Annotated in this window: 11 protein-coding genes; 6 read left to right on the top strand and 5 right to left on the bottom strand. The window is 45.1% G+C overall.

From position 1 onward, the window contains the following. Positions 1–215: 215 nt before the first annotated feature. The 3 genes from H5300_RS12560 to H5300_RS12550 all read left to right on the top strand — a co-directional run bounded on the left by H5300_RS12560 (position 216) and on the right by H5300_RS12550 (position 3357). A complete protein-coding gene (locus H5300_RS12560; protein ID WP_182796099.1) occupies positions 216–1649 on the top strand; it encodes a PTS transporter subunit EIIC in 1434 nt (477 codons plus the stop codon). 106 nt (positions 1650–1755) lie between these two features. Next, positions 1756–2712, top strand: coding sequence for a sugar kinase (locus H5300_RS12555; protein ID WP_182796098.1), 957 nt, complete (start codon positions 1756–1758; stop codon positions 2710–2712). Positions 2713–2727: 15 nt separating this feature from the next. Beyond that, entirely contained in the window at positions 2728–3357 is a 630-nt protein-coding gene (locus tag H5300_RS12550; RefSeq protein ID WP_182796097.1) for a bifunctional 4-hydroxy-2-oxoglutarate aldolase/2-dehydro-3-deoxy-phosphogluconate aldolase, read from the top strand. Between the two features lie 102 nt (positions 3358–3459). Here the strand turns inward: H5300_RS12550 and H5300_RS12545 are convergent, their stop codons facing one another. Then, the gene (locus H5300_RS12545) at positions 3460–4014 is read right to left on the bottom strand and encodes a disulfide bond formation protein B (protein WP_102445511.1); all 555 of its coding nucleotides are present in this window, start codon (positions 4012–4014) and stop codon (positions 3460–3462) included. 9 nt (positions 4015–4023) lie between these two features. Further along, positions 4024–4179: a DUF5993 family protein gene (locus H5300_RS27715; protein ID WP_004732395.1), complete on the bottom strand. Its 156-nt coding sequence runs from the start codon at positions 4177–4179 to the stop codon at positions 4024–4026. 298 nt (positions 4180–4477) lie between these two features. On the opposite strand from H5300_RS27715, the gene H5300_RS12540 reads away from it, so the two are divergent. Continuing rightward, positions 4478–6721 (top strand): hypothetical protein, encoded by a 2244-nt coding sequence (locus tag H5300_RS12540; protein ID WP_182796096.1) that lies wholly within the window; start codon positions 4478–4480, stop codon positions 6719–6721. Between the two features lie 62 nt (positions 6722–6783). Here H5300_RS12540 and melR read toward each other — a convergent pair whose 3' ends face one another. After that, positions 6784–7803 carry a transcriptional regulator MelR gene (gene melR / locus H5300_RS12535; protein WP_182796095.1) on the bottom strand — a complete coding sequence of 340 codons (1020 nt, stop codon included), beginning with the start codon at positions 7801–7803 and terminating at the stop codon, positions 6784–6786. Between the two features lie 327 nt (positions 7804–8130). On the opposite strand from melR, the gene H5300_RS12530 reads away from it, so the two are divergent. Further along, a complete protein-coding gene (locus tag H5300_RS12530) occupies positions 8131–9483 on the top strand; it encodes an alpha-glucosidase/alpha-galactosidase (RefSeq protein ID WP_182796094.1) in 1353 nt (450 codons plus the stop codon). A gap of 71 nt (positions 9484–9554) precedes the next feature. Beyond that, entirely contained in the window at positions 9555–10982 is a 1428-nt protein-coding gene (melB, locus tag H5300_RS12525; protein WP_182796093.1) for a melibiose:sodium transporter MelB, read from the top strand. A 133-nt stretch (positions 10983–11115) separates the two neighbouring features. Here melB and H5300_RS12520 read toward each other — a convergent pair whose 3' ends face one another. Beyond that, a complete protein-coding gene (locus tag H5300_RS12520) occupies positions 11116–11376 on the bottom strand; it encodes a DUF5062 family protein (protein ID WP_004732406.1) in 261 nt (86 codons plus the stop codon). Positions 11377–11559: 183 nt separating this feature from the next. Next, entirely contained in the window at positions 11560–12306 is a 747-nt protein-coding gene (locus H5300_RS12515; protein WP_182796092.1) for a phosphatase, read from the bottom strand. Between the last annotated feature and the right edge of the window lie 13 nt (positions 12307–12319).

The raw sequence follows: 12319 nt of genomic DNA, 5'->3' as shown, positions 1-12319 counted from the left end.
TTAAAAACCACATTTCAAGCGCTAATTTTTCGGAAAAATAATTGGTACGTTAAGAGTATTTTTTTGATAAACAAAACATACCAATTGGCTAAAAACGGCGGGAAAATAATTTTTCGAATTTTAAGTGTGATTGAGATCTCTTTTTACTGCGTTGGATTTAAATTGATTGTCGTTATGATTGCTCGAGTTAAATATATTCCAATAACAGGTGTAGTATGCAAATGGTAGAAAAGAGTGATGCCGTTATTAATAACTCGAAGTCATCATCGAAAAATAAAAATTTCAAAGAAAATATACAGTTATTAATCACTGCACTTGGTGGTGAAGACAATATCGTGAGTATCACGCACTGTATGACAAGGCTGAGATTCAAATTAGCCGACGAAGCGCTGGTAGACGAAGAAGCGATCAAGCAGATCGCAGATGTGAAAGGTGTGGTACTTCAACAAGGCCAAACTCAAGTCATCATCGGTGTTGAGGTCGAGAAGTGGTTCAACGCACTATCAAATACTCAGCAAGCTGACACTAACCCTGCAGATGAGTTAGAGAAAGGCAAGCTGTTCCAAGGCGTGATGCGCATTGTCGCGGGTATCTTCGGCCCAGTAGTTCCAGCGATTGCCGGTGCAGGTATGTTAATGGGCCTACTTTCTGGCCTTATCGCAACAAACGTTATCTCTGAAACCTCAGACACGGTTTATTTCTTCCGTTCAATTTCTGTCGCTGTGTTCTTCTTCTTGCCTATGCTGGTCTCTTTCTCTGCCGCTAAGGTATTCAAAGTAAACGAGTACATCGCACTTGCTGTCTCCTCTGCAATGCTAGCACCCAAGCTAGTAGATAAAGCGGTGATGCTAAAAGATGCTGGCGCGGCTCCTGAGCTGACGGTGCTAGGCGTGGTTCCTATTGAACTGCTTAATTACGGCGGCGCGATTGTCCCTGCTATTTTGGCGATTTGGTTGTTGTCTAAAGTCACGCCGATGGTTGACCGACTGGTACCCTCTTCAGCGAAACCAGTATTTACGCCACTGCTTGCGTTTACTGTGACTTCTACCATCACGCTATCATTTGTTGGCCCTGCTGGTATCTGGCTAAGTAATGGTGCAGGTTGGGTAATGAGCTCGCTACTGGAAATCTCTCCGACATTAACGGGCTTCGTGTTTGGTCTTACTCGCCCTATTACGATTGTGTTTGGTATTCACCACAGCATGACGCCAATCAGCCTGAACAACTTTGCACTGTATGGTAAGGATCTACTGATGCCTATCATGTGCTTGGGTAACATGGCAATTGCAGGCGCGACAATGGCTATCTGGCATAAGCAACGTAAGACAGTTTCTAAAGAGCAATCTTCAATTACGATGGGCTCAAGTGTTACGGCTGTTTTAGGCATCACGGAGCCAGCTCTATTTGGTGTCCTCACGAAATACACCAAAGCGATGATGACCGCGAGTTTGGCGGCAGGTGTGTTCGGTGCTATCTCTGTCACGATAGATACTCACTTAACGAGCTACATTCTTTCTTCTGTATTCAGCTTGCCAGCTTACCTTGCAGGCGGTACGCAAAACTTCATTCAGGCACTAATGGGTGTGGTGGGTGTGTTCGCACTGTCTTATGTTCTAACGCTATTGTTCGTAAAACTAGACAACAAGTAACACTGCCTCCCAACCTATTGGGAACAGAATCAACGTGGCTACCTTCCTTGTAGCCACGTTCCATCATTTATACCTAGCAATACCAATCTTTCTGTAAGGGCACACTATGAGCCACATTGCGATTATCGGCGAGTGCATGATAGAACTGAACGGCGCTCCATTCGGTACCATGCAACAGACCTATGGTGGGGATACGCTTAACGCCGCTGTTTATTTGAACCGAAGTGCCACCAGCCATTCCTGTTCGTCAGATGCACCTATGATTCGTACCAGTTATGTCACAGCTCTTGGGGCAGATTCCATTAGCCAACAGATGCTCAAACGTTGGCAAGATGAAGGGCTATCAACTGATTTCGTACTGATTGACGAGCAGCGCTCGCCAGGACTGTATCTGATTCAATTAGATGACGTTGGTGAACGCACATTTCTGTATTGGCGCAATGACTCGGCTGCTCGCTACATGGTACAGCACCCAGATTTCGACAAAATAACCGCCCAACTTGAAGATGTCGATATGGTGTTTTTGAGTGGTATATCCCTGGCGATACTGCCACACAACGATCAGCTAAAGTTGCTCACTATCATCCAAGGTCTACGTGAACGTAGCGTTGCCGTCGCCTTTGATAGTAACTACCGACCAAAGTTGTGGGGATCACAAGACGCAACCAAAGAATGCTATCTATTGAGCTATCAAACAACCGATATAGCCCTAGTCACCTTTGATGATGAACAACTGTTGTGGAGCGATCAAACGCCGCAAGACACCATAACAAGGCTGCATGCACTCGGTGTCAAAACCGTTGTTGTCAAGCTTGGTGCTGAAGGCTGCTTGATCAGTGAAAACTCCGCAAATGAGCCAGTAAAAATCACAACGACACCTGTCGAGACTGTGGTTGATAGCACCTCTGCTGGCGACTCTTTTAACGGCGGTTTCTTATCTTGCTATCTCGCCGGAGGTTCTATTGAAGAAGCCTGCCAACAAGGTAATGCACTAGCCAGATTGGTGATTCAACATCATGGCGCTATCATCCCAAAATCCATCACCGACACTCTTTCAAACTGATATTAAGAAGTACACATGTCTACAATTAACGAACAGCTAAAAGCACTTAAAGTTATCCCTGTTATCGCCATTGATAACGCAGAGGATATTATCCCTCTAGGCAAAGTATTGGCTGAGAATGGGCTTCTCGCCGCTGAAATTACGTTCCGTTCAGACGCCGCTGTTGAAGCTATCCGACTGCTTCGCCAAGCACAGCCACAAATGCTGATCGGCGCGGGCACCATCTTGAACCGTGAGCAAGCACTGGCCGCGAAAGAAGCTGGCGCGACGTTTGTGGTATCACCGGGGTTCAATCCAAACACAGTTAAAGCATGCCAAGAGATCGGTATCGATATCATTCCGGGTGTGAACAATCCAAGCACCGTTGAAGTGGCATTAGAGATGGGCTTAACAACCTTGAAGTTCTTCCCAGCAGAAGCTTCTGGCGGTATCAGTATGGTGAAATCGTTAGTCGGACCTTATGGCGACATTAGACTAATGCCGACAGGCGGTATCACGCCATCAAACATCGATAGCTACTTAGCCGTGCCTCAAGTATTAGCCTGCGGTGGTACGTGGATGGTGGACAAAAAGCTCGTTGAAAACGGAGAGTGGGATGAGATTGCCCGCCTAACGCGAGAGATTGTTGAGCAAGTAAATCATTAAGCAGATCAGTCGCTAGCCCAAAGCGTTAGCGGGATTTGAGAATACAACGCATACAAAAAGAGCGAGAAGCTTGCCTCCCGCTCTTTTTTCTAAGCACAGAAATTATCCACCAGCACCTTGATTGAGTAACCAATAGCTCACCGGGTTATCCGGACACTGATATGGCCCACACTCCACAAACGTAGCAATAGCATTCAAGGCCACCACCGCGATTGCCAGAAGACACACAATCCGCCCGAAATTACCCATCTTGTAAGGTTCATGAGATTCGGTCTTATTGGTCAGCATCAAAATAATCGACACAGCAAGAATCGTCGCCACAAACAGTACAAAGGCCCAAGTGTAATAATGCATTCCCAAAATAGGGCTGCCGTAACCTGGAGTTCCGGGAATTACGTGCAAAGAGACTTGTCTTAGCGATGTGGCCACACCATACAAAGCGCCAATCAGAATGACGCCATAGTGACGAGATTGAGGCCCATAAACCACATTCAGCATGAAGCCAAACGCCACCATCACAAAACCAATGCGCTGCAACAAACACAAAGGACAAGGAAGTTCATTTAACACGAACTGCAGAACAAAGCCGATCAATAAAACGGCTGTCATGCCTAGCAGGCCAAGCGTATTCAAGAGAGTTAACTGATTTCGATTCATGCTAGCTCCTTACAATAAGATTGAGAGTGGATCAGTCGCATGATGATTGAACCAATACAAACCAAGGATCACTGAGCTAGCGAAAAAGCCATACGCAGCGGTCTTTGTACCAAAAAAAGCACATATCATCGCTACAAGTAATAACAAAAACAGTAAAGACATCATAAGAGGCATCCCCTCCTTATTTATCGAGTTCAGTCATATTGAACATCATAAAACACCCGCACCTACGTCCTTAGCCATTCAACTTAGGTGAACCAATGGATTACGGATTTAAAATCATCAACTTAATAGTTGTTAGTAACCTCCAAACTGTCAAGTTAGAAGCTACGTTCTGATATCTATTCGAGCTAACCTCCCGATGTACACCGAACCCCCAATACCGTACTTTGCTACACTGACATAGCGTGAGATGCTTAATTTGGCTGATATTAAATCGCTCCCATTGTGGCGAGGAAGCTTGATGAAAAAACACCGTACTCGACTACTATTGGCCCTTCCCTTTACATGCCTTGTGTCTTCAAACACCAGCTTGGCAAGCTATACCATTGTGCTACCAAGCCAACATGAGAATGGGTTCAATTTACATGGCTCCCCCTTATCAGCCAGAGAGCTAATCGATTGGGAGGTCAACAATAGTGACTTAGTGTTTGGGGCTTACACCGATAAAAATGATAACGAAAGCGTCAGCGCGATTGGTTATATGTACAACCAAAAATTGGATCTGAATTCAGGAGAATTAGAAAACGAAATTAGAAATGCCGCAGAGCGAAATGGCATTGATTACGAAAATTTTTTCCTACACTTTTCAGAAGACACGATTCTGGCAGAGCCTGATACAAGTCACGGTTCCAATACCACTTTAAATCGCAAACCTATGATTATCGGCTATACCGCTGATGAAAAGCACGCGGGCTTTGCTCTTTATCAACCACCACCTTGGGATGCTGATGTGTTTGAACACTTTGACAAAGGTGGCGCTCTCTACGTTTATCACTCTGAGAAATTCAATCACTTAGCATTTGAATTTTCACACTTTGCACAGGGCGGAGAGTTTCAGATTGAGTATCCATCATCGATGAACATTGAGGGCAAAGTCACGGCATGGTCTAACGTCGTTATAACGGAAGATAACACAAGCAACATGACCCGAAACCAAGCCGTAAACTGGCGAGTCCCATCTAACTGGGTAAGAGCAAGCACTCACGATGGAAGTGGTCAGAGTTATGGTGGGGGTCAGTATTTTGGTTCTACGTTTATTCGAGATGGCGGGCGTTTATACGTTGTTAGGGTACGCTGGCAAGGGAACCAAAATGGTATCCGCCCTCGCTTAAATCAAGTTCAATTGAATGACCATTTTCCGAGAATCGTACTCAAAGATCTGCAGACTTCAAAGACAGATTCACAACCACCAAACGAAACAAAGCATTGGCGAAAAATCCGTGGTTTTGACCAATCAGCCGATCTCGACCAAGACAGCTATTTATCACCTGTTGAATATAAAAATAGGAACAACAAATTGGCTACGGCTCGATTTCGTTGGGAGTCTCGCGTCATTCCTTTCGGCCGAATGTGGAACCAAAACTCATCATGGTCATTGACCAACCTTGCAAACCCAGATCTACTGATGTTGATGCGAAACTACTATTCCAAACATTGGGGGCAACAAGGGCTCAATGGCGCCTACAACGACGATACCAACAAACTCCTTGGCAGCAATCAATTTGAGGTTTATTCGGGAGGAACCATTCAAGAGCTTGGTCTTGTCGTAGGGTCTGATGAAGCGGATAAGCGATACAAAGAACAATTCGCAGACTTTCTCAAACAGTTATCAGCTAGCGACGATGAGCTTTCAATTGGCCTTAATATTGGAACCGCCAACCTTTATGGCCGAAACGGGCAATCACACTTAATTGACTCAGGAAACCTGTACTTTAGGGAGCACTACTTATTTCCCTCTACAGGCTTTAGTGGTTATGCCGGATTGTCTAAGTTTTGGGATAACTCAGCGTTAGCTAACACTGATTCAAACGTTATATTCCAAGCCACTACTCGCTATGGGCGCGTTCAATACCTAGGTAACAGCCAAGATAACTGGCAACAAGATCAGTATTCAACTCTCGCTATTTATTACCTCAGCTACCAACCACAACATAGTTATTTTAACCAGTGGAATAGCAGTTATGTGTATGGCAGCGGCAATACTACCGAAGAGAATTTTTGGAAGAGTGGTGTGCCGAAAAACATGGCTTACCGACCGACACAACTGCTCAAGATCGACCTAGGCTTTCCAGCCAACCGGATTCCGAATAGATTAGAGCCCATTCCGTTGATGCTTTCGACCACACACTCGACACCCAGTGACTACACCATTGTCGGCGATTCAACCAAGCATCAAGTTGTGCATGCTGATCTGCCAAGCGGTAAGGTTCTGCTGTTACCAACCTATACCTATTTTCTTTATCGATCGGAAACAAACATCGTAGAGGGAGGCCCACAAGAGATGGTGCTCGCGAGAGAGTTTGAGCATGGGCGCATACTTTATCGAACCGATTTCTATGGCAAAAATCGTGACTTCTATTCGGCACCGAAACTCAGTATTCCATTAAACAAGCCAATGAGGCCCGTCGATGTGAATGGCAATATTGGCGACTATGTGAAAGAAGTTAAGCTTGGGGGATATCAAGGGCTATTCTTGCTTTATTAGCCCCTTAGCCCCTTAGCCCCTAGTTCAGGGTATTAGCCATCTTTACGCAACGGAATAAACACTTACCACTTTTCCTTTAAGTTCTCGGTGACCGTTAGCGGCCTTTTACCATCACACGCGCCTTTCTCAAGGTCGTAGACGGGACTGGCTCCATGACTACTCCACCGGTGATCTTCCCTCGCTATTTTTCGATATTGCGTCGGCGTGACGCCAATGTAAGTTTGGAAGGTTTCATAGAATCGGCTACTCGAATTGAAGCCCACCGTGAGTGAGATATCGAGAATGGTCCTGTCAGTATCACTCAGTAAAGCGCGAGCATGGTTGATGCGCATCGCAGTAATGTACTGCTTGATGGTCATCTGCATCGTTCGTTGAAATACGTTCATTGCATAGTTGGCATGTAATCCAATATGTGCTGCGATACCTTTCACGGTTAATGGCTGGTTGTGATGCGTGGCGATGTATTCCAACATTTGGCTGACATAGAATTGAGAGTGTTTCGACACCCCTTTTGAGGTCGATTTGTCTTGTCGATTTACGAGCAGTTGTTGCCAACCATCAAGGCAGATTCGCTTAAGCATCAAGCCAATTTCATCGATGGCCAACTGCTGGCGGCTTTCTGACGAATGCTTTATCTCTTGTACCCAACGGGCAATTTCAAATTCACTCACTAGCGAACAAGAATTCGATTGCAACACACTGCCGTGAGTTATCTGATTGACTAAATCTCGACTGAGAGTCCACGACATAAAATGATGAATCGGTATGTTGATGATCCCCATATTATGGCTTTGGCCGGGATTGGTGAGTCGATGAGGTACCGATGCCCAAAACAAGCCAATCGATCCGCTCTTAACCACGATTGGGCTGCCGTTAATGATGTATTCCACATCATCCCCAAAAGGAATATTCACCTCAATTTGACCATGCCAATGATAGCCGGGCATGGAGTGAGGAGCTCTGAGTTCGATATCGATTTTCTCATAGGAAGAATAGAGAGAAAGCGGGCTTACCGACACGGTCTCGGATGAGTACTTATCTAAAGTGATAATTCTCAGCGTATCAGGGGTTGATTGCGGCATATCTCGTTCCTTAGGAAATCGTATAAATGACTTTTAGCAGTTCCTCGATAATAAAACTCTTAAGGCGATCATGGTGCCGAAATACCCCATTTCATAAGATCAGCACAATGTGATTAGAGTCAGCATCTTAAGTGCAAAACTCGTTTCATTGCACAACCCTTCTCCTTAAAAGCCAGCAAGTTATCCCATTTCCTAAGATTTCCATTCAATGATTTAAAAATATTAGAAAACGGGAGAGCTATTTGATTATCTGAGACGAATCGATGTGGGTTCTAGGTGTAATTTGTCTGTATCAACAAAGAACTCAGAGAGATAAAGGATTCCACTATGCAAAGCCCTAAAATCACATTCATCGGTGCAGGATCAACTATTTTTGTTAAGAACATTCTTGGTGACGTTTTCCATCGTTCTGCACTACAAAACGCTCATGTCGCCCTAATGGATATTGATGAGACCCGTTTAGAAGAGTCTCACCTTGTCGTCAGTAAGTTGATGGAGTCATCAGGCGCTACTGGCTCTATTTCATGTCACTTAAATCAAAAAGAGGCACTACAAGATGCAGACTTCGTTGTCATCGCTTTCCAAATCGGCGGTTATGAACCTTGTACAGTCACGGATTTCGAGGTGTGTAAACGCCATGGCCTGGAACAAACCATCGCAGACACACTAGGCCCAGGCGGTATTATGCGCTCGCTACGCACGGTCCCGCACCTTTGGAGCGTGTGTGAAGATATGACCGAAGTTTGTCCGAACGCCACTATGCTCAACTACGTCAACCCTATGGCGATGAACACGTGGGCAATGTACGAGAAATACCCGCACATTAAACAAGTCGGTTTATGTCACTCTGTACAAGGTACTGCTGAAGAACTAGCACGAGATCTAGACTTAGATTACGCAGACCTTCGCTACACCTGCGCTGGCATCAACCACATGGCTTACTACCTGACCCTCGAGAAGAAAACAGCAAGTGGCGAGTACGTCGACATTTATCCAGACCTACTTGAAGCCTTTGAGAGTGGCCAAGCACCTAAACCGGGGATTTATCACAATGGTCGCTGCACAAATTTGGTTCGCTACGAGATGTTCAAAAAATTGGGCTACTTTGTAACTGAGTCTTCTGAACATTTTTCGGAATACACCCCCTACTTTATCAAGCCGAATCGCCCAGATTTAATTGAACGTTATAAAGTGCCACTTGATGAGTACCCGAAGCGCTGTGTCGAGCAAATTGCCGATTGGAAACGCGACCTTCAAGAATTTAAAACAGCTGACAAAATTACCGTTGATGAGTCTCATGAGTACGCCAGCACCATCATGAACTCCATTTGGACAGGTATACCGAGCGTCATCTATGGCAACGTTAAAAACGAAGCCTTGATCGACAATTTACCGCAAGGCTGCTGTGTTGAGGTTGCTTGCTTGGTGGATGCGAATGGTGTGCAACCGATCAAAGCTGGTCGCCTACCTAACCACTTAGCCGCGTTAATGCAGACCAACATCAATGTTCAAACTCTATTAACGGAAGCCATTCTCACTGAAAACCGCGACCGTATTTATCATGCTGCGATGCTGGACCCACATACAGCCGCTGTACTTGGAATAGAAGAAATATACGCGCTGGTTGACGACTTGATTGAGGCTCATGAGGGTTGGTTACCAGAGTGGGTTAACAAGTAATTCCATACTAATAAAAAATACAATAACGTGAATATTAGCGCCTTCTCACAGAGGAGGCGTAAGGAGTGGCAATGAGTATCTCTATGAATACCAAGCTAAGTTATGGCTTTGGGGCGTTTGGTAAAGACTTCGCAATCACCATCGTCTATATGTACCTAATGTTTTACTACACGGATGTAGTCGGTATTTCTGCCGCTACCGTCGGCACCATCTTCCTCGTCGCCCGTATTTGGGATGCGGTCAACGACCCAATCATGGGCTGGTTGGTCAACAATACGCGCACCCGTTGGGGCAAATTCAAACCTTGGATTTTAATTGGCACGCTCGCCAACTCTGTCGTGCTACTCATGGTGTTTAGTGCACACTACATCGAAGGTCCTTGGCTCATCGCCTACGCCGCTGTCACTTATATTTTGTGGGGCATGACTTATACACTAATGGATATTCCTTTTTGGTCGTTAGTCCCAACACTCACCTTAGATAAACGCGAACGCGAAGAGTTAGTCCCATATCCTCGCTTCTTTGCGAGCCTCGCGTGGATAGTAACCGCTGCCATTGCAATGCCCTTCGTCAACTATGTAGGTGGTGACGACAAGGGGTTTGGGTTTCAAATATTTACGCTACTGTTGATTGCCTGTTTCTTAGTCTCTACGTTTATCACACTGCGTAATGTCAAAGAACGCTATTCAACCGCAAACCTGGACGCCACACAGCCTGAAGAAAAAGTATCACTGAAAAAGCTACTGTCACTTATCTACAAAAACGATCAATTGACCAGCGTTCTATGCATGGCACTGTCTTACAACTTAGCGACCAACATCATCACAGCCTTCGCGGTTTACTACTTCACCTATGTTGTAGGTAACGAAGAGTTGTTCCCTTACTACATGGCTTATGCAGGCATCGCAAACCTCATCACACTGGTGCTGTTTCCTAAACTCGCAAAAATGTTCTCACGCCGCACCCTATGGGCTTGTGCTTCCACTTTCCCTATTTTAGGCAGTGCTGTTCTGATCTATGTTGGCATGTACGACAAACAAAGCATTCTGTTGATTTCAACGGCGGGTGTGTTCCTACAAATCGGTACAGCCCTGTTCTGGGTACTCAACGTGATCATGGTTGCCGACACGGTCGATTACGGTGAGTTTAAACTAGGTGCTCGTTGTGAAAGTATCGCTTACTCGGTGCAAACTTTGGTCGTAAAAGCAGGCTCTGCATTTGCCGCTTTCTTCATCGGTATCTCGCTCACTGCCGTCGACTATGTACCTAACGTAACGCAAAGCCCAGAAACCGTATTTGGCATGCAATGCATCATGGTCGGCCTACCTGCTTTCTTCTTTGCCATTGCGTTAATCATCTACTTCCGCTTCTACAAGCTGAACGGGGTGTATCACCAACAGATTCAAGATCACTTAACCGAAAAATACGATCACATTACAAACGATGGCTCAAATAAAGGCGAAAACCACAAACCAACAGAACCGGTACAAGCTGTGTAAACGAGAAGAAACAGCAATTTATCATTGATAAAAAAGGATACAAAAACAACAAAGCCTAGCGAGGGATCGCTAGGCTTTTTCAATTAGAAACACATAGGAATTCTCATTGAAGACGATAAAGGCGAAGGCGCCCTTACTTCAATGGGTCATTATCAGGCAGTGCTTTGTGAATCCATAGCGCCAAACGTTTTTTAATATTGGCACCATCAAGCTTATCATCAGGTAACGGTGTGATCTGATTTACCTCTACAAGGAACAAATACACCGCTTTAACCTTTATCGGTTGAGATGAATGTGGCAAATCAAAACCTTGTAGTTTTGCCATCTTAAAACCGACCTCAACTGCTTTTTTTACCAGCTTATCTTCATTAATGATCTTCGCGGTTTTCGACATATCATCTCCGTCATTTTTTTCGAACGAATGATGAGTATATCAAACACAACAACTGACAAGATTACTGTGATCTCAGTTTGAGGCGTCGCTTTGATAAATAACAAACTCCCCTAGACACGGAAAAGCCCAAAGTTATTAGCTTTGGGCTTTTTGATACCAGTAATCATTAACTCAACAACGCACTTAATATAAGTGTGCAAATTCTTCGATTCGACTCTTACCGCGCAATAATAAAAAATTCAAAAAGCGGGATGTTGAGGTAGTGATTATTTTGTCTTCTTCCACACCGTGCTTTTCAAGTAATGCTTTTACAAGACCCAGATGAGCAATCTCTTCACAGAAATGCGCATCAGAACCTGTAGAAAAGTAAACGCCAACTCGCTTGCCGATCTCGACAATTTTTGAGCATCGCACATCGCTTCCTTTTCGGCTCTTGCCTGTCAATGACGTATTGTTCACTTCAATCGCAACATCGTGCTCCTTTGCACACAACAGAACCGCTTCCATATCGAACTTGTAGTTTGGGTTCCCTAAGTGCCCTAGCACATCGATTTTGCCACTCCTAATGACGTTGATTAACGCCTGTGTATGCTCTTGTTCCGTCGATGGCTTGAAAACTGGCTCATGCAAGCTCGCAATCACCCAGTCTAAGTGTTGGTAAGAAGACGGAGGAAGATCCAACTCCCCAGCAGTGTTCAGTGTGTTGGCTTCCACACCACGCAAGATACCTACATCGTGCAGAAAGCGGGGCAAAATCCTTTGGTTATTGAAAAACCAGTAGTGGGGGGCTCCCGGCATTTCAGGAGCATGATCCGTTGTACAAAGGAGTTTTAGCCCCTTATTTTTCGATGCCAGTGCATTTTCGATAATGGTGCTATAGGCATGGCCACTTGCCAATGTATGAGTATGGCTGTCGACAACAATCTCCATTATGACCTCCTAA

The organism is Vibrio sp. SG41-7 (assembly GCF_014164465.1).
In the GTDB taxonomy this organism is placed as follows: domain Bacteria; phylum Pseudomonadota; class Gammaproteobacteria; order Enterobacterales; family Vibrionaceae; genus Vibrio; species Vibrio splendidus.
This window is presented reverse-complemented; position numbering and strand designations above follow the sequence as displayed.